Source organism: Rathayibacter sp. AY1A3 (genome assembly GCF_002930975.1).
Taxonomy (GTDB): Bacteria; Actinomycetota; Actinomycetes; order Actinomycetales; family Microbacteriaceae; genus Rathayibacter.
The window spans coordinates 1-21,223 of the sequence record NZ_PSTO01000009.1; the positions used below are offsets into that span (position 1 = coordinate 1).

Below are 21,223 nucleotides of genomic sequence, written 5' to 3' on the forward strand. Positions count from 1 at the left end.
GCCCCTCCTTCCGAGGTCACCGTGCCCCTGCCTCCCCGGCCCGCCGACGCCGCGGTGCTGCTGCGCGAGCAGCGGGAGGTCGGCGTGCTCTGCGCTCGGCGGGCCGGCGGGGTGCTCACCGCCGCCTCAGCCCTGCACCTGCTCGCCCTGACTCCGGCCCAGCTGCTGACGGTGGTGCCGAGCGCCGCGCTGCTCGTCGTCTCGGCGCTCGTGCAGCTCGCGCCCAGCCGGTCCGTCGCGACGGGGGCGAGGGCGGTCGCCCTCGGGCTCGCGCTGGACGTCGCGGCGCTCGTCGCGTTCCTCTCGCCGGACGTCGACGCCTCCCTCCGAGCCGTCCTGAGCGGGATCACGATGCTCACCTCGATGGCGCTGCCGTGCGCGATGCTCGCCGTCGGCGCCTGGCGGGGCCTGCCCTGGGCCGCGGTCCTGGCGCTGCTCCCGGTCCTGGTCCTCGGGGCGGCGACGACGGGGGCGTCCGGGCGCGCGCCGTTCGTCCTCCTCTCGATCGTCGTCTGCTGGGCCCTGCTGCTGACGGCCGCCCGCTGGCTCGCGGGCAGCGTCGCGCGGGCCCACGTCGGCACGGCCCGTCTCCGGAGGGCCCACGACGCCGAGCGCCGCTCCAGCGAGACCGAGTCGCGGCACCGCGCCGACGCGCGGCTCATGCACGACACCATCCTGGCGACCCTGACGCTCGTGGCCCATCGGGGCGAGGGAGTGCCGGCTCCGGTGCTGCGCGACCGTGCGGCGGCCGACCTCGCGCTCCTGCGCGGTGTGGAGGCGGTGGACGAGCCGGAGCCGGCCTCCGGCGTCCGGCTGCCCGAGCCGCTCGCCGCGCTCGGTCGGCGGTCGGCGGAGGTCGGCGTCGAGGTGCGCTGGCACGGCGGTGCCCAGCCGCGGATCCGTGCGGAGGTGCTCGACGCCCTGGTGCGCGCGACCGGGGAGTGCCTCGAGAACGTGCGCCGTCACTCCGGGGCAGCGCTGGCGCACGTGAGCGTCGCGGAGGAGGCGGGCTCGCTCCGCGTCGTCGTCACGGACGAGGGGCGCGGCTTCGATCCGGCCGCGGTGCCGCCGGGGCGCCTGGGCCTCGCAGAGTCCGTCGTCGGCCGCGTCGAGGCGGTGGGCGGCACGGTCCGGGTCTTCTCGGCGCCGGGATCCGGCGCGACCGTGCTGCTGAGCGTGCCGCTGCTGAGCGTGCCGCTGTGAGCGGGACGCGGCAGGAGGAGGGGCCGGAGGACGGGACGCTCCTCGAGCTGGTCCGCGCGGCGGATCGGAGCCCCGGAGCGCTGTGGAGCATCCGCGAGCGCCTCACCCGGCCGAACCGCCTGAGCGGGAGCTACCTCGGGCTGGGCTTCCTCACCATGGCGGTGATGCTCGACATCCGCGGACTGATCTCGTACCTCTGGTCCCTCGACGCCCGGTCCGCGACCTGGGTGAGCGGTCTCTCCTGGCTGCTCGTGATCGCCGCGAGCGCGGCGGGGGCCGCGATCGCCCTGCGCCGCCACGGCGAGCTGCCGCGCTGGGCCTTCGCGGGCGTCCTCGGCGTCGACGTGATCGCGCTGCTGCTCGAGTTCGCCGACCACGCGCTGCCCACTCCGGCACCGATGTACTACCCGTCGGTCTGCGTGGGAGTGGGCGCGGGCGTGATCGCGCTGATCACCTTCCAGCCGCTCTCGCGCTCGTTCCTCGCCCTCGTGGTCCTGGTCGCGCTCGCGGCGCTCGGACTCGTCGGCCAGGCGCTGCTCGGCGACGGAGGCGCCGCCCTCGCGGTGGGCAACGTCCTCCTCGCCACCGCGCCGGCGGCCGTGTGCGTCGTCGTGCTGACCGCGCTCGACCAGTACGTGCGGCGCACGCTCGACCGGAGCCTGGCCGACAGCACCGTCCACGCGGCCGACGGCGACGAGTTCACCCAGGTGGACGCGCGCATCGAGGAGCTCCTCGAACGGGTCCGGACGCCCGGGCTCCTGGACGAGGAGCTGGGCGAGCGGGCGCGCGTGCTGGGAGACGAGCTCCGGGTGGCGCTCGCCCGCAGCCACGACCGCACCTGGCTGCGCATCGCCGTGGAGGAGTCGGCGCTGCTGTCCTCCGCGGTCGCGGTGGACGATCCCGGAGGTGCCGCCGCGCTGCTGCCCCCGCTCGACCGCTCGCGCCTGCTCTCGGTGCTCTGGCTGCTCACCGTCCCGGCGGCCCGGCCCTCGCTGGCCGTCCGCCTGGAGGCCGGCGCCGGCGGCGAGGTCGAGCTCACTCTCGTCGCCGCGGGGATCCGCGCCCGCGACCTGGACCGCTCGGTCTGGGGCATCCTGAGCGAGATCGGCGAGCACCGCACGACGACCGATCACGGCGCGACGAGGATCCGCGTCGCGCACCGCCCCCGGAGGAGGACGACGACATGACCATCGAGCCCGCGATCACGCTGGCCATCCTCGACGACCACCCGATCCTGCTGGCGGCGCTGGCGGAGTGGATCCGCCGCTCGGGCACGGACATCCGCGTGGCGGCGACGGCCGGCACCTGGACGGACCTGCTCGCGCATCCGGCCTTCCCGACCGACGTGGTGCTGCTCGACATCGACCTCGGGGACGAGCTCGACGTGGCGATGCGGATCCGGACCATCGCGGCCGCCGGCGCCGCCACGATCATCATCAGCACCCACTCCGAGCCGGCCACGATCAGCCGGGCGCTCCAGGCCGGAGCCCACGGCTACGTGGTCAAGAGCGAGAGGACCGAGACGATCCTCGAGGCGGTCCGCGCGGCGGCGCGCGACGAGCGCTTCCTGACGGCGCAGACCAGGGAGCTGCTCGGGGCCGATCGCCCGGGCACCCTGACGCAGCGCGAGCGGGAGATCGTGCGCCTCTTCGTCGACGGGATGCCGCTGAAGCAGGTCGCGACGCTCCTCGGCATCACCCAGGACGCCGCGCGGAGCTCGCTGCGCAGCGCCCGAGGCAAGTACCGGGCGGAGGGGCTGGCCGTCGGCACGAAGATCTCGCTCCGCCGGCAGGCTCTGCGCGACGGGATCGTCGAGCGCTAGGCGCGCGCTCGACGATCCCGGGGGCCTAGACCGTCTCGGCGCGCTTCTGCCGCGCGGGCTCGGCGGGGTCGGAGGGTCCGTTCCAGATCGAGACGATGCCCCAGACGACGGCCGCGATCGGCACGGCCAGCACGGCGCCGACGATGCCGGCGAGGACGGTGCCCACGGTCAGGGCGATGAGGACGATCAGCGGGTGCAGCTTCAGCGAGCGCGCCATCACGACCGGCTGGAGGAAGTTGCCCTCGAGCTGGTTGACCCCGATGACGACCAGGATCACGATCAGCGCGGCGACCGGGCCGTTGGCGACCAGGGCGACGAGAGCGGCGAGGATGCCGGCGGCCGTGGCTCCGACGATCGGGATGAACGCGGTGAGGAAGACGATGACGGCCAGCGGGATCGCCAGCGGCACCTGGATGATCGCCAGCGCGACGCCGATGCCGATCGCGTCGACCGCCGCGACGGTCGCCGTTCCGCGGACGTAGCCGCCCAGCACGTCGACCGTCTTGTGCCCGACGCGCTTGGCACGCTCGTAGCCCGAGCCGGTGAAGGGGCGCAGGAGGAACTCCCAGATCTTCGGGCCGTCCTTCATGAAGAAGAAGAGCACCACGATCATCAGCACGAGGCCGGTGATGAAGTTCGCCGCTGCGGAGACGCCCGCGAGCGCGCCGTTGCCGAACGAGCTGGAGGTGAGGAAGTCGACGACCGACTGGCGGGCGGACTCGATCTGCTCGTCGGTGATCTGGAACGGCAGGTGCTGCACGTAGTCCTGCAGCGAGGTGATGCCGTCGGAGGCGCTGCTGACCAGCTCGTCCCACTGGTTGCGGACCGCGACCGTGATCAGCCAGCCGACCGCGCCGAGGACCGCGAGCAGCCCGATCAGCGCCAGCCAGGTCGCGAGGATCGACGGCACGCCCTTGCGCCGCATCCACGCCAGCACCGGGTGGATCGCCGCGGCGAGGATGAGCGCGATCATCACGGGGATGAGCACCAGCGTGAGCTGCGTCATAGCGAAGACGAGCACCGAGGCCAGCAGGAGGACGATGACCACCTGGAGGCAGCGGGTGGCGAACCGGCCGAGGCCGTCGCTCCAGACCCGCCGCTGCGGATCGGGTGCGCTCGGCTGCGGCGCGGCGGCGCTGGTCGAGGAGTCGTTGCGGTCGAAGAAGCCCATGGAGGGACGGTATCGGCTCGGGCCGACCTGCCGTCCCTCCTTGACACCCCGCCCGCGCCGCGGCGATCCGGCCTGCCGACAGCGGTGTGCTTCTTCTACCGCCCTGGTACGGGAATGGGCAGCTGACCTATTCGGCGCGGCCGGTAACGCTCACGTCGCTCCCCGAGGCGACGACGGACGGGAGCTCCACTGTGGCACCGAAGATCGTCGTGTAGGACTGAACCCCCGCGGAGAGAGCCGTGAACGCGATGATGTCGTCTTCGAGCAGACGCTGCGGAGTCGAGCCGGCGATGGTCACGAGGATGGTGTCCTCCCAGAAATCTCGACTGTATCCAGGCTCGCGTGTGATGTTCACGCGGTACGTTCCGCCTGCGTCCTGAATGATCTTCCCTTCGAACTTGTAGTAGGAGCCGGCCGCGGCGTTCCCGGCTCGGAAGAGGTCCTCGTAGCCGATCGCCACAGCTGCCGCCTTCGCGGCAGCTGCCTCAGCGGCCTGCTTCTCTGCAGCCAGCCGCTCTTCCTTCGCTGTCTTATCGCTCTCGACCGCCTCGACGGCAAGGTCGACTCTGTCGCTACCCCGGTCGAGAGCTTTCTCGCGCTCATCGAGTTCTGCGGTCGCAGCTTCCACTTCTTCGCGGCTGACGGCGCTCGTGTCGAGCTGGGCGGCGGCGAGGTCCGCCTCCTCTTTCTCCGCGCGCTCGAGAGACTCCTTCAGCAGAGTGAGCAGGGCGGCATTGTCGAGGTCATCGGCTCCGACCGAGAGAGATTCGGCTCTGGCGTCCGAGGTCGATTCCTGGTGGGCTCGGAATGTCGAATCGTGCCGCTCGAGTGCGGTCTGGTAATCCTCGACTGCTTCGGCCTTGGCCTTCTCGGCCTTGGCTATCGCGTTCGTCACACCGATTCCGGTGACGACTAGGGCAGTGGCGAGAACAAGTCCGCCGGCCGCGAAGAGGACAGAGCGCCGAGGGCGGCGAAAGCGAGTGCGGGGTCGGGGAGCCTCTGTGTCCTCAGAACCCGTTGAGCCCTCCTGCCCGGCGTCTCCGGTTGTCTCGTGAGCCGAATGCGATTCGTCGCCTATTTCCTGATGCCCGCTCATAGCGTGTCCCCTGTTCTCGCTTTCGATGAAGCGAGCCTGACAGTACCGGGACATGGCGTCCCGATCGACATCGATCCGCCTCGTGCGCGCGCGGAGACACCGGCCTTGCTGACTCGTGATGGGCCGCCGACACGAATCCTCGCGCCCGTCCGAGCAAGGCCGTGCGGACAGTCATGTGCGGAATCCGTCGCGGCCGCAGAGCATCGCACGGTGGAATTACCCATTCGAGCCGCCGGAGCCCCGCGGATCGTTGCGGCGGCGACGGATTCCGCACTACAGTCGCGGTGTTCATGCAGGTGCATGGGGTGCGGTACCCGAAGCCGCACTGCACCGCCCTGCTCGGAGCAGACGCCTCCGCCGGGAGGGATGACGATCCTCTCTCCCGGCGGGAGGCGGACCGGGCGGATCCGCCCGGCCGCCGCCGGCGCTACGCCGGGACGCGCACCGTCAGCCCGCCGGGCTCGATCCAGGTGCGGAACGCCGAGGTCGAGCCGAACGGATCGCCGTCGAGCTCGATCTCCTGCGCGTGCTCGAGGCGGACCGTGAGGTCGCGGCCCTTCACGTACCGCAGGGCCGACACCTCCTTGGTCAGGCCCATCAGCTTCTTGCCGACGACGCCGCTGCGGCGGAGCACGCCGTTCTCCCACACCACCTTGAAGATGATCTGCACCCAGCCGAAGAAGCCCTCGGGGCGCAGCAGGACGATGTCGAACTCGCCGTCGTCGACGGCCGCGTCCGGCAGCAGGAGGATGTTCGCCGGCAGGGCGCCGCAGTTGCCCACGATGATCGTGTGCGCGCGCACCTTGCGGGTCCTCGAGCCGTCGAGGCGGTAGCGGAACTCGAGCTGGTTCTTGTCGAGCAGGGCCTTCCGCAGCGCGTCCACGTAGGCGAGCCAGCCGGCGCGCTTCTTGAGGTCGTCGTCGGTGTTGGCGAGCATCTTCGCGTCGATCCCGAGGCCCGCCATCACGACGTAGGCGTGGCGGTCGCGGCCCGTGGAGGTCTCGATGTCGATCATCCCGACGTCGATCGCCCGGTCCTGTCCGGAGAACGCGACGGTCAGGGAGTTGTCGATGTCGTCGAGCGTGAGGTTCAGGTTGCGGGCGAGCAGGTTGCCGGTGCCGGAGGGCAGCAGCGCGAGCGAGGCGTCGGAGCCGCGGAGGGCCTCCGCCACGACGCGGACCGTCCCGTCGCCGCCGGCCGCGATCACGACATCGGCGCCCGCGGCGAGGGCCTCCTTCGTCTGACCGGCCCCGGGGTCCTCGACGGAGGTCTCGTACCAGAGCGTCTCCTCCCAGCCGGCGGCCTCCTCGGCGCGCTTCACGGCGGCCTTCACGGACTCCAGGTCGACTTTGACGGGGTTGTAGACGAGGGCGGCACGGCGGCGCTCAGACATCGTCGCGGCTCTCGTCGAGCTCGTCGCCGTTCTCGTCGACACGGCCCGGACGCACGGCGGCGTCCTCGCGGATGTCGATGCGGGTGTCGCCGGCCTCGGTGGTGGAGACCTCGATGCGCGGGGCCGCGTCGGCCTCCGTCGCCTTCGGGGCGCTGGTCAGCTGGTCGTGGCGGTCGTCCGCGCTCTGGTCGGTCATGCCTGGACGGTAGCAGCGGGCGATCCGCGCCCGCGCGGGCTTGCGTCAGCGGCTGCGTGCCGCCTGAAGACCCCAGAGCACGAGCGGGATCTGGAGCGGGAGGCGCAGCAGCGTGATCACCCGGGTCCGAGGCCGACGGGCGTCCCGCGCCATCTGCACGTTGCCGGGGAGGACGGCGGCCATCAGGGCGGCGGACGCGAGACCGCCGGCCGCGCGGGTCCGCGGGTGCAGCGTCGCGGCCGCGCAGACCAGCTCCGCCGCTCCCGAGACGAGGACCCATCCGCGCGCCGAGCCGGGCATCCCTCGCGGGACCACCGCGTCGAAGGTCCGCGGGTGCACCAGGTGGACGACTCCCGAGACCGCCATCGCCGACACGAGCACGAGCGGTCCCGCGCCCAGCCGGCTCATCGGCCCTCCGCCCCGCGCTCGAGCGGAGCGACGTGGTCGAGGATCCGGCGCCACTCGCGCACGAGCGCCAGCCGGCCGGCTCCGTCGACCGTCACGGTGCGCGCCCGCGCGAGGCGGCCGCGGTACCAGCGGCCGTCCTCGGCGCTCGCCACCGGGTCCGCGTCGCCGTGGACCAGGAGCGTCTCGGCGGTCACCCGGTCGAGGTCGTCGGCCCAGGAGCCGTGGCGGAGCGCCGCGAGGTCGGTCGCGGCGCCGCTCGGGCCCTGCCGCCAGCCCTCGGAGAGCATCCGCTCCAGCCGGTTGCGCAGTCCGCCGTGGGTGGCGAGCACCGGGTCGTCGGAGTCGATCCCGAGCGCGTCCAGGCCCGGCTGCGTCTGCGGGAGGGCGGCGGCGATCGCGTCGGCGTCCTCCCCGCGGAGGGTCTCGCGCCGCTCCCACGCGCTGGTGGGGTGCACGATCACGCCGGCCTGCGGGGGCGCGGGGGTGCCGACCAGCGCGAGGCGGTCCACGAGGTCGGGGTGCCGGGCCGCGAGCGAGAGCGCGAACGCGCCGCCGGAGCCCCAGCCGACCACGCCGACGCTGCCGAAGCGGGCGCCCTCGACCATGCGGGCGGTGCGCTCGGAGCGGCGCAGGTACTCGGCGAGGTCGTCCGCGCGGTCCTCGACGCGGCCGTGAGCGGCGTCGACCGGGTCCGAGGCGCCGTAGCCGGGGCGGTCGAGGATCAGCAGGTGCAGGCCCCAGGGGCCGGTGACAGTGGGGTCGGGGTCGAAGCCGCCGGCTCCGGGAGTGGGGTGGCAGAACACCACCAGCCGGTCGGCGACGGGATCGCCCGCCGCCGAGACGCCCATCCCGCGGCCGGACCGCAGCTCGAAACGGTGGTTCGCCATGTCGCCTCCCGGGTGCGCCGAGGGTCGGCGCGTCGCCCCCAGTCAAGCGGAGACGGCGGCCCGCGCGCTGGGCCTTGTGCCGGAGCGGGAGCAGTCGGACGCGTCCGGAGCGGGCGTGCTCGCGGTCGCCTTCGTCGCGGAGCGCGGCGACCTCCCGCCTCTCGTCGTCGAGTCGATGGACGGGCTCCTCGCGCTCGTCTCGGGACTGCGCCCGTGACCCCTGCCCCCAGCGGAGGTCGACCCCCGTGGCAGGCGGCCGGCCGCCGCCCAGCGTGCTGGGAGCGGGCCGGCACCGGCTCCGCTCCGTGCTGCCGCGGATGATCGAGCAGGGGCGGGGCACCGTGATCACCACCTCCTCCGTCGCCGGTCTCGACGGCGCCCCGGGCCTCAGCCCCTCCGTCGCCTCGAAGCACGGGGTCGCCGGGCTCACCAGGAGCGCGGCCCTCGAGGTCGCGGGCACCGGCGTCCGGGTCGACTCGATCCACCCGTCGCCCGTGAACACGCGGATGATGCGCTCGATCGAGGCGGGAGCCGTCGACGCCGGCGCACCGTTCGTTCGCCCGATGTCCACGTGACGCCGCGGAGGAGGGGAGCGAGGATGGGGGCGTGTCCCGTCGCCTCCTCCTCCCCGTCGCCGGCGTCCTCGCCACGGCCCTCGCCGCCGGCGGGCTGACGCTCCTCGTCTGGACGATCGACGAGACGCCGTTCGCACGGCCCGACGCCGGCTTCGACCGTCTGACCAGCGAGGTCGCCGCGGTGCCCGGAGTCTCCCTCGACGGCGCCGAGCGCTGGGTCGAGGCGCCGGCGTTCGGCCCGCCGACCTCGTGGGTCGGGGTCGCGGTCGAGGAGCCGGCGCTCGCCGAGGCCCTCGCGACGGCCTGCGCGACCGAGTACGCGGATCCGGTGCTGTGGTCGTTCCGGGCGACGTCCGCCGGCGGGAACGCCCTCTCCTTCGCGGGCGCGGAGGAGCCGACCGCCGCGTGCCCCGCTCCCGCTGTCGACGCGTCGGCCCTGCTCGAGCGGATCGACGGGCTCGGCCGCGACCTGGAGCTGCACGCGTCGCTCCGCGAGGGGTCCTTCGCCCTCGACTCCTTCGAGGACGTCTCCGGCGGGCTGCCCGCGCTGCTCCCGATCGTCCGGGCGGCGGAGGACCTGCGGGACGCTGCGGGCGCGGAGCGGGGCGCCCCGGTCGAGATCTCCGGCCCGTGGGCCGCGATCACCGTCGGTCCCGGCGAGCAGGAGCGGATTGCCGCGCTGCTCACGACCCTCGTCGGGGAGCACGGCGTCACCGCCTACTGGGCGACTGAGGACGGCCTGCGGATCGTCGCGCCCGACGGCGGGCACGCCGCGATCGAGGCCGCCGTGCGCGGCTCCGGGCTGCCGGTGGCCGACCGGCCCCTGCGCTTCGAGGCCGACGAGCCCTGACGCCGGGCGGCCGTCATGCGCGCCAGGCCGCCAGCTCCTCCGGGGTCGCCAGAACGCGGTGGGTCGGCGAGAGCTCGTGGACGCTCCCGGCCGAGTAGTCGATCCCGAGCGCGACCGGGTCGTACGGCTCGGAGGGGGCGCGGCGGCGCATCGCGCGCGGGTCCGCCGAGAGCACGGCGCGCAGCAGCGAGCGGGTGTAGGGGTGCACGGGGCCGGAGAAGATCTCGGCGGTCGTGCCCGTCTCGACCAGGTGGCCCTTGTGCATGACGCCGATCCGGTCGGAGATGTACTTCACCATCGCGAGGTCGTGGGCGATGAAGAGGTACGCGGTGCCGAGCTCCTCCTGGAGCGCGCGCATCAGGTTCACGACCTGCGCCTGGATCGAGACGTCGAGCGCCGAGACGCACTCGTCCGCGATCACGAGGTCGGGCTGCATCACGAGCGCGCGGGCGATGCCGATGCGCTGCCGCTGGCCGCCCGAGAACTGATGCGGGTAGCGGTCGGCGTGGGAGCGGTCGAGGCCGACCTTCTCGAGGATCGCGTAGACCTTCTCGTCGCGCTCGGCCGCCGAGGAGTACCGGCGCTGAGTGGTGAGTCCCTGCGCGACGATGTCGAAGACGGTCTTGCGCGGATTGAGGCTCGACATCGGGTTCTGGAAGATCATCTGGATGCTGGAGCGCAGGTGATCGCGCTGGGCGGCGTCGAGCCGGCCGCTGATCGTGCGGCCCGCGAGCACGACCTGGCCGTCGGTCGGGTCGATCAACCGGATGATCGAGCGGCCGATCGTGGACTTGCCGCTGCCGGACTCGCCGACCAGCCCGAAGGTCTCGCCGCGCCGGATCTCGAAGTCGACGCCGCCGATCGCGGTCACGTGGTGCCGCCGGCCCAGCCGGAACACCTGAGTGAGGCCGCGCACCGAGAGCAGGGCGGGCGCGGAGTCGGGTGTCGGAGCGAGTGCGGTCACGGGGTCGGTCCTTCACTGGGGGCGAGCATGGCGTCGATCTTGGCGCGCAGCGGCGCCGGCATCTCGACCGGGGGAGCGGAGGGGTGGCAGAGCCACGAGGCGACCCGGTGCCCGCCGCCGACGTCGAAGAGGGGCGGCTCCTCGACGAAGTCGATCTCGAGCGCGAACGGGTTCCTCGGAGCGAAGGGGTCGCCCGGCGCGCGGTTCACCAGGCTCGCCGGGCTGCCGGGGATGGCGAACAGCTCGGGGGAGTCGGTGGTCAGGTCCGGCATCGCGGAGAGCAGGCCCCAGGTGTAGGGGTGCCGCGGGTCGTAGAAGACCTGCTCGGCGGTGCCCTGCTCGATGATCCGTCCGGCGTACATCACGCTGACGTGGTCGGCGACGGTCGCGACGACGCCGAGGTCGTGGGTGATGAAGATCACCGAGAGCCCGCGGTCCGCCTGCAGGCGCTTCAGCAGCTCGAGGATCCGCAGCTGGATCGTCACGTCGAGCGCGGTCGTCGGCTCGTCGCAGATCAGCACGTCCGGGTTGCACGACAGCGCGATGGCGATGTTGACCCGCTGGCACATGCCTCCGGAGAGCTGGTGGGGGTACTGCTTGAACCGCCGCTCCGGATCGTCGATGCCGACCTCGCCGAGCAGCTCCACGGCACGGGCGCGCGCCTCGCGACGGCCGAGCCCGAAGTGCTCCTGGATGCCCTCCATCACCTGCTTGCCGACCGACATCGTCGGGTCGAGGCAGGTCAGGGCGTCCTGGAACACCATCGCGATCCGGCGCCCGCAGATCTCGCGGCGGATCGCCGACTCGGGCATCGCCGCGATGTCCTTCGTGGTCACCGTGCCGTCGTCGCTCCGGTGCGAGAACTCGATGCTGCCCGCGGTGATCCGCTGGTTGCGGGCCATCAGGCCGAGGATCGCGCGCGCCGTGACCGACTTGCCGCTGCCGGACTCGCCGACGATCGCGACCACCTCGCCCTCGTGCAGGTCGAAGCCCAGTCCGCGGATCGCCTCGACGCTGCCGCCCTCGTTGTCGAACGAGATCGCCAGATCGCGCACCGACAGGAGGACCCTGCCGCGCTCCGGTCCGGCCGTGTCCTGACGGGTCGTGCCCGTGCTGCTCTCGGTCATGTCAGTGGCCTCTCGAGTGGGACAGTCGCGGATCGGTGGCCTCTTTCAACCCGTCGGCGACGAGCGTGAACGCCACCATGAGCAGGCCCAGCACGACCACGGGGACGATCACGAGGAACGGATAGGAGAGGAACGACTTGTAGCCGACGCTGACGAGCGAGCCGAGCGAGGCCATCGGCGCCTGGACGCCCAGGCCCACGAACGACAGGTACGACTCGGTGAAGATCGCCGACGGGATCGAGAACATGCTCATCGTCACGATCGGGCCGATGATGTTCGGGAGGATCTCGACGAACACGATCCGGCTGTCCCGCGCTCCGAGGGTGCGCGAGGCGAGCACGTACTCCTCCGTCTTCTGGCGCAGCGCCTGCGCGCGGCTGACGCGGCTCATCGCGAGCCAGTTGCTCAGCAGGAGGCCGAAGACGATGGCGCCGATGCCCGGCCCGACGGCGACCACGAAGAGCGTCACGATCACCAGCTGCGGGATGCCGGAGAGCACCTCGACCACGCGCTGCATCGCCGAGTCGGTGCGACCGCCGAAGTAGCCCGAGACCAGGCCGTAGGTCATGCCGATGACCACGTCGATCGCGAAGGCGATCACGGCGATCAGGAGCGAGACGCGGGTGCCGCTCCAGACCCGCGACCACACGTCGCGGCCCAGCTCGTCGGTGCCGAAGAGGAAGTAGGTGCCGGGCGGCAGGCCCGCCGCGGCGTACGCGTCCTGGCCGTCGCGGGTGCCGTCGAGGATCCCGAGGCCCTCGAGCAGCGGCACGCGCGGCGGGAGGAAGCGCGAGCCGACGTCCGCTCCTCCTCCGGCTGCGGGGAAGAAGGGGACCACCAGGCTCAGCACGACGATGACCACCAGCAGCACCAGGCCGACCATCGCCGGCCAGTTGCCGCGGAAGCGCCGGGCGATGTCGCGGCCGCCGCCGCGGATGATGCGGGTGGAGGTGGTCGGCGGCCCGGCGGGCCGGTCGCCCGGCGAGACGAGGCGCAGGCCCTCGGGCGGGACGCCGGCGTCGAGGCCGGCCGTGGGGGAGACGCGGTCGCTCATGCTGCCTGTCCTGCCAGTCGGATGCGGGGGTCGATCAGTCCGTAGAGCACGTCGACGAGCAGCATCACGAGGATGTAGATGATGCTGTAGACGAGGCTGATCGCGATGACGATGTTGTAGTCGACGTTCTGGATCGCCGTGAGCAGCAGCTGGCCCAGGCCCGGCGCTCCGAAGATCTGCTCGATGACGACGGAGCCGGTGATCAGGCCGATCAGCAGCGGCGAGAGCACCGTGATGATCGAGACCAGGGTGTTGCGCAGCGCGTGCCGGCCGATCACCTTGGAGGGGCCGATGCCCTTCGCCTTCGCCAGGAGGATGTAGTCGCTCTCGAGGCAGTCGAGCATCTCGGAGCGGGCGTAGCGGGCGGTCACCGCCATCACGTAGGCGGCGAGCGAGATCGTCGGCAGCACGCTCGAGGTGAAGGGGTCCGACTCGGAGTACCGGATCGGCAGCAGCTTCCACTCGAAGCCGACGAAGTAGACCAGCAGCAGCGCGATGACGAACGACGGGACGCTGAAGGCGATCACCGAGACGAACGTCGAGAGGTTGTCGAACCAGCCGCGCGGGCGGATCGCCGAGACGATGCCGATCAGCAGGCCCAGCACCACGCCGAGGACGAGGGCCTGCAGGCCGATGCGGATCGTGACGGGCAGGCGGCTGCCGAGCATCTCCGAGACGGGGAAGTCCGGGATGAGGTTGTACGAGATGCCGAAGTCGCCGCGGGCGAGGTTCACCAGGTAGGTGCCCAGCCGCAGCAGCACCGGCTCGTCGAGCCCGTACTTCTGCGTGAGGAGCGCCTTCTGCACCGCGTCGAGCTTCTCGCTGTTGAAGGGCGAGCCCGGGAGCAGCTGCAGCAGCGCGAACATCACGATCGCGATCGCGATGATCGTGAAGACCGAGGTGAGCAGCCGGGTGGCGACGTACTTCGTCACCGGCTCGACCCCTCGGCGAGCACGGCGCGCTCGCCGTCCTCGGGGATGCCGGCCCAGGAGCGGGCGTGGAACTGGGTCAGCCCCACGCGCACCAGGGCGCGGCGGGCGAGGGAGTCGATGATCTCCTCCACCGAGGCGGGCCGCGTGTAGAAGGCGGGGACCGGCGGCGCGATGATGCCGCCCGAGCGGGCCACCGCGTCCATCGCGGCGAGGTGGCCGCGGTGCAGCGGCGACTCCCGCACCATCAGGAGCGTCGGCACGCCCTCCTTGAGGCAGACGTCGGCCGCCCGCGTGATCAGGTTGTCGGCGAGGCCGTAGGCGATGCCGCTCAGGGTCTTGATCGTGCAGGGCGCGATCACCATCGCCGTGGCGGGCGTGGACCCCGACGCGATGGAGGCGCCGATGTGCGCGGGCCGGTGGGCCGTGTCGGCGAGCGCCTCCACCTGCTTCTGGGTGAGGCCGCACTCCTGGCCGAGCGTCATCGCGCCCGCCTTCGAGACGATGACGTCGCTGCGCAGCCCCGGATCCATCCGCAGCAGCTCGAGGATGCGGACCCCGATCCCGACTCCGGAGGCGCCGGTGATGGCGACGATCACGCGGCCGGGGGGCTCCTGGCGGGTGCGGTTCATGCGAGGCCTTCCTTGTCGAGGGTGAGCACGGACTGCGCGAGCGCGTGCACGCCCACCGCGATGTCCGTGATCCCGGTGTACTCCTCCGGGCAGTGGCTGCGGCCGTCCTGCGAGGGGATGAAGATCATGCCGATGGGTCCCAGTCTCGCCATCTGCACCCCGTCGTGCCCGGCTCCGCTGTAGAGGCGGGCGGCGGGGTGGCCGAGGCGCTCGATGGAGCGGCCGATGCCGTCCGCGAGGCGGGGGTCGATGGCCGTCGGGCGCTCCCAGGGCAGCCACGTCACCTCGTGGCCGAGGCCGCGCGCCGCCGCCTCGAAGGCCGCGGCCTCCGCGATCTGCTCGCGGGCGAGGGTGAACCAGCCGGGGTCGGGGCTGCGGAACTCCGCGGTGACCAGGGCGCTCTCGGTGACGACGCTGGTCGCCTCCGGGGTGAAGGAGACGGAGCCGACGGTGCCGACCGCCTCCGCGGCCCGGGAGGCGATGCGCTCGACCGCGAGGACCACGCCGGCCGCGGCGCAGCCGGCGTCGTGCCGCAGCGCCATCGGCATGGTGCCCGCGTGGTCGCGGCGGCCCGAGAAGAGGGTGCGGAACCGCGAGATGCCCGCGATCGAGGTGACGACTCCGAGCGGCAGCCCCTCGCGCTCGAGGACCGGGCCCTGCTCGATGTGCAGCTCGAGGAAGCCGAGCACTTCGTCGGGGCTCCAGCGGGTGCCCGAGAGCGGGTCGGACCAGCCGGCGGCTTCGAGGGCGGCGCCGAGGGTGCGCCCGGTGTCGTCGGTCGCCGAGAGGTGCTCGCCCGTGAGGGAGCCGGCCAGCGCGCGGCTGCCCAGGCAGGAGAGCTCGAAGCGGTTGGCCTCCTCGTTGTAGAAGTCGACGACGCGCAGGTCGTGGTGGAGCCGGATCCCCGACTCCTGCAGCAGGCGCGCCACCTCGATCGCGCCCAGCACGCCGACGACGCCGTCGTAGCGCCCGCCGCCGTCCACCGTGTCCGTGTGCGAGCCGATCACGATCGCGCGGCGGGCGGCTCCCGTGCCGGCGAGGGTGCCGATCACGTTGCCGATCCCGTCGATCCGGACCTCCAGGCCCGCGGAGCGCATCCGCTCGGCGACCCAGTGCCGGGAGTCGGTGTCGACCTCGGTCATCGCCACGCGGCTCCAGCCGGGGCGCGAGGAGTCGACGAGGCCGGCGATCTCGTCGAGGTCGAGGGCCAGCCGCCCGGTGTCGGGGAAGCGCACGTCGGGGGTCATCGCGGGTCCTCCCCGTCGTCGGCCAGGGAGCCGTGCACGACGACGGCGGGGCGGAGGGCGACTCCGTCGGCGACGAGGGCGTCGCGCACGCGGCGGAGGACGTCCCCGGGCGGGACGGCCAGCTCGGCGCCGAGGGCGCGGTCGCCCTCCTTGCGGGTCGCGTCCATCCCGACCTTCGTCACGGTGCCTCCGACCTGCATCGGCACGTTGCGGTCGGTGGCGACCCCGTCGACCAGCATCAGGTCGCGGTCCCACCGCATCCGGCTCGTCCGGGCCCAGTGCACGTGCTCCATGTCCCAGGCGTCAACGTCGGAGTCGACGACGGTGACCTGCTTGACCATGCTGACGGCCGCGAACGCGCCGAACATCACGCGCTTGGCGGTGCCCGGACGGCCGTTCGCGATCGCGACCACCACGTCGACCCGGCCGCCGCCGGAGTGCGTGACCGCCACGTCGACGATGTCGCAGCCGACGTTCCGCAGCGCGTGCCGGATGCCGGCGGCGATGGGCAGCGCCGCGATGTAGCTGTGCTCCGAGGAGAGGCCGGGCAGGATCACCTGGACCTCGGGGGACTCGCGGCGGGTCACGGCGGTGACCTCGAGGGTGATCCCGTCGCCGTAGTCCTCGTACATGCCGTGGTACTCGTTCACGAGGCCCTCGTGCACCGGCCGGTCGGCGTGCAGGATCCCCTCGATCACGATCTCCGCGTCGGCGGGGACGAGCACGTCGCTCGTCGTTGCCCGCGCGACCCGCACCTCCTCGCCGAGCAGGTGCGCGGCGTGCTCCAGCTCGTCGTCGCCCAGGGCGAGGTAGCAGCAGGCGGCGAGCTGCACGGCCGGGTGCGCGCCGAGGACCACGGCGACGGGGAGCCCGCCGACGGCCGCGGCCGAGCGCGAGAGCGCGGTGAGGTGGTGGTTGGGCGCGATCCCGACGAAGCCGGTGGTCGCGTCGAGCGGCTTGATCCGCGCGTAGGAGGCGTTGCGGTGCCCGGTCACCGGGTCGAACGCCACGATGAGCCCGGCGGTGAGGTAGCCGCCGGAGTCCTTCTCGAACCAGACCGGAGCGACGACCTCCTCCCACACGGACGCGGCGGGCAGGCGCACGGCCTGCACCGGAGCGTCCACGACCACGCGCACCGGGGTGCGGTCGGCGACCGCGGCGGTGAGCCGGTCGAGCAGCTCGTCGACGCGGCAGCCGACGGCGCGGGCGATCCGCTCGCGGCTGGAGAGCACGTTGCCGACGACCGGGTGGGCCGAGCCGGCGACCGAGGTCAGGCGCACGGCCGGGCCGCGGTCCAGCAGCGCGAGCACGCTCGCCAGCTCGAAGCGGGCGTCGACGGTGCGCTCGACGGTGACGAGCTCGTCGGCGGGCAGCGCGTCGACGAAGGCGCGGAGGGACTGCTCGCCCATCAGGCGGCCCTCGCGACGAAGCGTCCGTCGCCCGGCTCCGCGAGCAGGCCCCCGGCCCGGCTGAAGACGGGGGTGCCGCGGACGACGGTGGTCTCGAGGCGGCCGGGGAAGGACATCCCGGCGTAGGGGCTCCAGGTGGCGGTCGAGAGCATCGGGGTGTCGTCGATCACGGTCGTGCCGGAGGGGTCGACGACGGCGAAGTCCGCGTCCAGGCCCATCTCGATCGCGCCCTTGCGGTGCCCGAGGCCGAACGCGCGGGCGGGGTTCGTCGCGAGGACCTCGGCGGCGCGCAGCAGCGAGAGGCGGCCGCCGAGGTAGCCGGCGCCGATCACGATCGGCAGCAGGGTCTGCACGCCGGGCGCTCCGGAGGCGTTGTCGAAGATCACGTCGGCGCTCTTCTTCGCCAGCGGCCACGGCGCGTGGTCGGAGGTCACCAGGCCGATCCGGCCGTCGGCGAGCGCCTCCCACATCCCGCGGGCGTGCTCGGCGGTGCGCAGCGGCGGGTTGATCTTGCCGAGGGCGCCGAGCCGCTCCATGTCGTCCTCGGTGAGGACGAGGTAGTGCGGGCAGGTCTCCAGCGTCGCGTCGAGCCCGCGGGCGGCGCTCGCCGTCACGAGCTCGACGGTGCCGGGGAGGCTCGCGTGGAAGATGTGGAAGGGCACACCGGCCGCCGAGGCGAGCTCGAGCCCGAGCGCCACCGAGGAGGTCTCGGACACGGGCGGGCGGCTGCGGACGTGGTCGAGGGGGGCGGTGCGGCCCGCGGCTTTTGCCGCCGCGACGAGCGCGCCGATGATCTCGCCGTCCTCCGCGTGCACGCCGACGCGGACGCCGCGCTCGGCCATGATCGCGAAGGCCTCGAGCAGCTGGTCGGAGGGGATGCGGGGGAAGCGGATCGGGTCGGTCTCGAACAGCGAGACCTTGAATCCGCAGACGCCCTCGTCGATCATCCCGGCCACGTCCCGCGCGCCGTCCCCGGGGCGGACCGTGCCGTGCAGGGCGACGTCGACGACGGCCTCGCGCTCGAGGCGCTCGCGCTTGGCGACGACGGCGGCGGCCGTGTTCACCGGGCTGCCCGCGTCGTAGGGCATGTCGAGGATCGTGGTCACCCCGCCCGCGGCGGCGGCCGAGGTCGCGCCGGTGAACGTCTCGGCCGGCTCCGAGAAGGCGTGGACGTGCGCGTCGACCGCGCCGGGCAGGACGAGCATCCCCGCGCCGCCGATCACGACCGAGGCCTCCGTGAGGGCGCGCGCCGCTTCGCGTCCGCCGAGCACGGCGGCGATGCGGCCGTCCTCGACGACCACCGCCCCGTCCTCGATCACGGCGCCCGGCGTGACGACGCGGCCGTGGACGACCGTCCCGCCCGCGGTCACCGCACGGCTCCGATGCGCGCCTCGACGGCGGTGAGGACGGTGCCGAGCACGACCATCGCCTGCGCGTTGATCATCTGCTCCGACTGGTAGATGTCCTCGCGGGTCATCGGCACGATCGAGCGGACCGCCTCGTAGGCGGCCGTGCTGCCCTCGCCGAGCGCCCGGTCCTCCAGGTGCGGCGACGCGAGGTCGATGCCCTGGGTGGCGAGGATGAACTCCACTCCGAGGATCACCTGCGTGTTGTGGATGATGCTGCGCGCCTTCCGCGAGGAGAAGGTGCACATCGAGACGTGGTCCTCCTGGTTCGCCTTCGTCGGGATCGAGTCGACGACGGAGGGGAAGCACAGCACCTTGTTCTCGGAGGCGATGGCGGCCGCCGCGCAGTGCACGATCGAGAAGCCCGTGTTGAGGCCGAGCTGGCCGCCGACGAGGTTGAGCGGCAGGCCGTAGCTGAGGTTGGGGTCGGTGAGGCGGAACGAGCGGCGCTCCGAGATGGCGCCGATCTCGGCGACCGCGATCGCGATGAGGTCGGCCGCGACGCCGATCGGCTCGCCGTGGAAGTTGCCGCCGGAGAGGACGTCGTAGCCGCCCTCGCCGTCCGGGAGCACCAGCGGGTTGTCGGTCGCGGCGTTGGCCTCGCGCACCAGCAGCGTCTGCGCGAACAGGAGCGACTCGCGGGTCGTGCCGTGCACCTGCGGCGCGCAGCGCAGCGAGTAGGCGTCCTGCACGCGCGGCTTGTAGACGCCGCCGACGCGCTGCTCGTCCGGGAGGCGGAGGCGGCGCGCCTCCTCGACGGTGCGCTCACTGCCCGCGGTGAGGGCGCGGACGTTCGCGGCCACGTCGACCTGGCCGGGGGCGTTGCGGGCGAGGTGGATGCGCTCGTCGAACGCGTCGAGCTCGCCGCGGATCGCCTCGAGCGAGAGCGAGAGGGCCACGTCCGCCTGGCGGGTGAGGCTCCACGCGTCGTGCAGGGCGAGGCAGGCGGTGGCGAGCGAGATGGTGGAGCCGTTGATCAGGGCGAGGACGTCCTTGGGCTTGAGCTCGAACTCGGTGGCGAGTCCGGCCGCAGTGAGTGCCTCGACGGCGGGCATCCGCACGCCGCGGTGGTAGGCCTCGGCCTTCTCGTGGCCGACCATCACGCTGACCATGTGCGCGAGGGGGGCGAGGTCGCCCGAGGCGCCGACCGAGCCCTGGCCCGGGATGACCGGGAGGACGTCGGCGTTGAGCATCGCGATCAGGCGGTCGATGCACTCGATCCGCACGCCCGACATGCCCTTGGCGATCGCGTTGGTGCGCAGCAGCAGCAGCGCGCGGGTCTCGTCGAGGGGGAGCGGCTCGCCGACTCCGGCGGAGTGGGAGTTGATGACCAGGCGCTGGAAGCGGGCCTGGTCCTCGGCGGGGACGCGGACGTCCATCAGCCGGCCGAGCCCGGTGTTGATGCCGTAGATGGCGGGGGCGTCGGGGGCGAGGAAGTGCTCGTCGACGTAGGCGCGGGCCTCGTTCGTGACCCGGCGGGCCTCGTCGCTGAGGACGACCTCGGGGAACGTGCCGTCCGAGAGCCCGCGGGCGACGAGCGCGATGTCCTCGATCGTGAGCGTGAAGCCGTCGATCTCGACGAAGTCGGGCTGAGAGGAGCCGATCGTGGCGGTTCCGCTCGTCTGTGCCAGTTCAGTCATGGGAGTGAGTCTCTTTCGTTGATCCGGCTTCGGAGCCTCGGTCGTTCGGTGGTAGTGGCTTAAGTCTGCATAGAACGCGGGCGAGCGGCAAGTCAGCCGAACAGAAGCGCCGATGCGACGCTGCTGCCGAAGCGGATTCGGCTGCGTGCGGCAGTGAGGGCTCTCGGCCGAACGATGTTCGGCGCCGCGCCCCTCGCGCCCCGCGTACGACGAAGGGCCGCCCGCCGCGCTCGAGGCGCGGGCGGACGGCCCTGCAGAGGTGCGGTCGCGCTCAGCCGGCCGGGGCCGCGTGCACGGTCCGAGGGTCGTTGAACGACTGGGTGCGGCCCGAGAACTCCGACTCGAGGTCGAGCAGCTCCTGCGCGGCGAAGAACGCCATGCCGCTGTGGCCCGGGTACTCCTCCGGCATCAGCTCGTTCGAGTAGGTGTTGCCCATCTCGGCGAGGTTCGCCCGGCCGGCCTCGATCATCCCGGCCATGGACGCCTTCATCGTGAAGTGCATCGTGACCAGCTGGAAGCCCAGCTCCGCCAGCTGCGCGAACGACATCTGCTCGAGGCCGCGCTTGGCGTTGATGTCGGCGAACATCTTCAGCCCCGGCACCCGGCGGGCCACCTCGGCGGCGTCCGCGAGGGTCGTGACGTTGACCACGACCGTCGCGTGCGCTCCGAGGGCGACGCAGTCGATCATCCGCTGGATGCCCTCCTCCAGGTTCGCGCTGCCGTAGTTGCTGCGCGCGATCACCATGCAGTCGGTGCCCTCGACGGCGCGGACGGCGGCCCGCACCTTCGCGTAGTACTCCTCGCGGGGGATCATGTTGTCGGCCGAGACGTCCCGGGCGTAGCCGGGCTCGAACTCGTCCTCCATCAGCACCGCCATCGCGCCGGCCTTGGCCACCCGCCTGCAGGTCTCGTACACCTGCAGGGGACTCGCGCCGAAGCCGTCCTCGATGTCGACCGCGAGCGGCAGCGGCGACATGTCGACGATCCGCTCCACCGCCCAGAGGAGCTCCTCCAGCGAGAGCAGTCCCAGGTCGGGGATGCCCTTCATCGACATCGACACCTCCGATCCGCTCAGCAGCATCGCCTCGAAGCCGGCCAGCTCGACCGCTCGGGCGGAGGAGCAGTCGAAGACGCAGGGGGCCAGGACGCTCCCGGACTCCATCAGCTCGCGCAGGGTCCTCGTCGCGGTCATCGTGCCGTCTCCTCTCGGGGGG

General features: G+C 72.7%; 22 protein-coding genes. 6 read left to right on the forward strand and 16 right to left on the reverse strand.

What is annotated here, in order from left to right; all coding sequences use genetic code 11:
- The 3 genes from C5C10_RS05980 to C5C10_RS05990 form a co-directional block, all read left to right on the forward strand.
- Window positions 1-1,203, forward strand: a 1,203-nt coding sequence (locus C5C10_RS05980; RefSeq protein WP_104328787.1) for a sensor histidine kinase, incomplete at its 5' end; no start/stop codon positions are given.
- Complete coding sequence (locus C5C10_RS05985) at window positions 1,200-2,390, forward strand: hypothetical protein (RefSeq protein ID WP_104239690.1); 1,191 nt, start codon at window positions 1,200-1,202, stop codon at window positions 2,388-2,390. The genes C5C10_RS05980 and C5C10_RS05985, both read left to right, overlap by 4 nt.
- The gene (locus C5C10_RS05990; RefSeq protein ID WP_104328788.1) at window positions 2,387-3,025 is read left to right on the forward strand and encodes a response regulator transcription factor; all 639 of its coding nucleotides are present in this window, start codon (window positions 2,387-2,389) and stop codon (window positions 3,023-3,025) included. Before C5C10_RS05985 ends, C5C10_RS05990 begins: the two co-directional genes overlap by 4 nt.
- Before the next feature lie 25 nt (window positions 3,026-3,050).
- Here C5C10_RS05990 and C5C10_RS05995 read toward each other — a convergent pair whose 3' ends face one another.
- The 6 genes from C5C10_RS05995 to C5C10_RS06020 form a co-directional block, all read right to left on the reverse strand.
- Window positions 3,051-4,196, reverse strand: a complete 1,146-nt coding sequence (locus C5C10_RS05995; RefSeq protein WP_104233055.1) for an AI-2E family transporter — start codon at window positions 4,194-4,196, stop codon at window positions 3,051-3,053.
- Window positions 4,197-4,323: 127 nt separating this feature from the next.
- Window positions 4,324-5,091, reverse strand: a complete 768-nt coding sequence (locus C5C10_RS06000) for a hypothetical protein (protein ID WP_104328789.1) — start codon at window positions 5,089-5,091, stop codon at window positions 4,324-4,326.
- Window positions 5,092-5,719: 628 nt separating this feature from the next.
- Window positions 5,720-6,685 (reverse strand): diacylglycerol kinase family protein, encoded by a 966-nt coding sequence (locus C5C10_RS06005; RefSeq protein WP_104328790.1) that lies wholly within the window; start codon window positions 6,683-6,685, stop codon window positions 5,720-5,722.
- Window positions 6,678-6,881 (reverse strand): multidrug transporter, encoded by a 204-nt coding sequence (locus C5C10_RS06010; protein WP_104328791.1) that lies wholly within the window; start codon window positions 6,879-6,881, stop codon window positions 6,678-6,680. Before C5C10_RS06010 ends, C5C10_RS06005 begins: the two co-directional genes overlap by 8 nt.
- A gap of 45 nt (window positions 6,882-6,926) precedes the next feature.
- A complete protein-coding gene (locus C5C10_RS06015) occupies window positions 6,927-7,289 on the reverse strand; it encodes a hypothetical protein (protein ID WP_104222929.1) in 363 nt (120 codons plus the stop codon).
- A complete protein-coding gene (locus C5C10_RS06020) occupies window positions 7,286-8,176 on the reverse strand; it encodes an alpha/beta fold hydrolase (RefSeq protein WP_104328792.1) in 891 nt (296 codons plus the stop codon). The genes C5C10_RS06015 and C5C10_RS06020 overlap by 4 nt, the downstream gene beginning before the upstream one ends.
- Here C5C10_RS06020 and C5C10_RS17540 point away from each other — a divergent pair.
- From C5C10_RS17540 to C5C10_RS06030, 3 genes are read left to right on the forward strand one after another with little or no spacing between them, the layout of a single operon-like run.
- Window positions 8,175-8,393, forward strand: a complete 219-nt coding sequence (locus C5C10_RS17540; RefSeq protein ID WP_146082112.1) for a hypothetical protein — start codon at window positions 8,175-8,177, stop codon at window positions 8,391-8,393. The two genes, C5C10_RS06020 and C5C10_RS17540, sit on opposite strands and share 2 nt — an antisense overlap.
- A gap of 28 nt (window positions 8,394-8,421) precedes the next feature.
- Window positions 8,422-8,751 (forward strand): SDR family NAD(P)-dependent oxidoreductase, encoded by a 330-nt coding sequence (locus C5C10_RS06025; RefSeq protein WP_219813238.1) that lies wholly within the window; start codon window positions 8,422-8,424, stop codon window positions 8,749-8,751.
- A gap of 31 nt (window positions 8,752-8,782) precedes the next feature.
- Window positions 8,783-9,601 carry a hypothetical protein gene (locus C5C10_RS06030; RefSeq protein ID WP_104328793.1) on the forward strand — a complete coding sequence of 273 codons (819 nt, stop codon included), beginning with the start codon at window positions 8,783-8,785 and terminating at the stop codon, window positions 9,599-9,601.
- A 13-nt stretch (window positions 9,602-9,614) separates the two neighbouring features.
- Here the strand turns inward: C5C10_RS06030 and C5C10_RS06035 are convergent, their stop codons facing one another.
- From C5C10_RS06035 to C5C10_RS06080, 10 genes are all read right to left on the reverse strand, one after another.
- Entirely contained in the window at window positions 9,615-10,565 is a 951-nt protein-coding gene (locus tag C5C10_RS06035) for an ABC transporter ATP-binding protein (RefSeq protein ID WP_104249941.1), read from the reverse strand.
- Complete coding sequence (locus C5C10_RS06040; RefSeq protein ID WP_104328794.1) at window positions 10,562-11,692, reverse strand: ABC transporter ATP-binding protein; 1,131 nt, start codon at window positions 11,690-11,692, stop codon at window positions 10,562-10,564. Before C5C10_RS06040 ends, C5C10_RS06035 begins: the two co-directional genes overlap by 4 nt.
- Window position 11,693: 1 nt before the next feature.
- Window positions 11,694-12,746 carry an ABC transporter permease gene (locus tag C5C10_RS06045; protein WP_104328795.1) on the reverse strand — a complete coding sequence of 351 codons (1,053 nt, stop codon included), beginning with the start codon at window positions 12,744-12,746 and terminating at the stop codon, window positions 11,694-11,696.
- A complete protein-coding gene (locus tag C5C10_RS06050; protein WP_104249938.1) occupies window positions 12,743-13,678 on the reverse strand; it encodes an ABC transporter permease in 936 nt (311 codons plus the stop codon). The genes C5C10_RS06045 and C5C10_RS06050 overlap by 4 nt, the downstream gene beginning before the upstream one ends.
- Window positions 13,675-14,307: a UbiX family flavin prenyltransferase gene (locus tag C5C10_RS06055; RefSeq protein WP_104328796.1), complete on the reverse strand. Its 633-nt coding sequence runs from the start codon at window positions 14,305-14,307 to the stop codon at window positions 13,675-13,677. The genes C5C10_RS06050 and C5C10_RS06055 overlap by 4 nt, the downstream gene beginning before the upstream one ends.
- On the reverse strand, window positions 14,304-15,554 hold the full coding sequence (locus tag C5C10_RS06060; RefSeq protein WP_104328797.1) for a M20 family metallo-hydrolase: 1,251 nt from the start codon (window positions 15,552-15,554) through the stop codon (window positions 14,304-14,306). The genes C5C10_RS06055 and C5C10_RS06060 overlap by 4 nt, the downstream gene beginning before the upstream one ends.
- The gene (locus C5C10_RS06065) at window positions 15,551-16,963 is read right to left on the reverse strand and encodes a UbiD family decarboxylase (protein ID WP_104328798.1); all 1,413 of its coding nucleotides are present in this window, start codon (window positions 16,961-16,963) and stop codon (window positions 15,551-15,553) included. The genes C5C10_RS06060 and C5C10_RS06065 overlap by 4 nt, the downstream gene beginning before the upstream one ends.
- Window positions 16,963-18,333, reverse strand: a complete 1,371-nt coding sequence (locus tag C5C10_RS06070) for a dihydroorotase family protein (protein WP_104328799.1) — start codon at window positions 18,331-18,333, stop codon at window positions 16,963-16,965. The genes C5C10_RS06065 and C5C10_RS06070 overlap by 1 nt, the downstream gene beginning before the upstream one ends.
- Window positions 18,330-20,009 (reverse strand): histidine ammonia-lyase, encoded by a 1,680-nt coding sequence (hutH, locus tag C5C10_RS06075; RefSeq protein ID WP_104238813.1) that lies wholly within the window; start codon window positions 20,007-20,009, stop codon window positions 18,330-18,332. The genes C5C10_RS06070 and hutH overlap by 4 nt, the downstream gene beginning before the upstream one ends.
- A 271-nt stretch (window positions 20,010-20,280) precedes the next feature.
- On the reverse strand, window positions 20,281-21,201 hold the full coding sequence (locus C5C10_RS06080) for an oxaloacetate decarboxylase (RefSeq protein ID WP_104328800.1): 921 nt from the start codon (window positions 21,199-21,201) through the stop codon (window positions 20,281-20,283).
- Window positions 21,202-21,223: the final 22 nt, after the last annotated feature.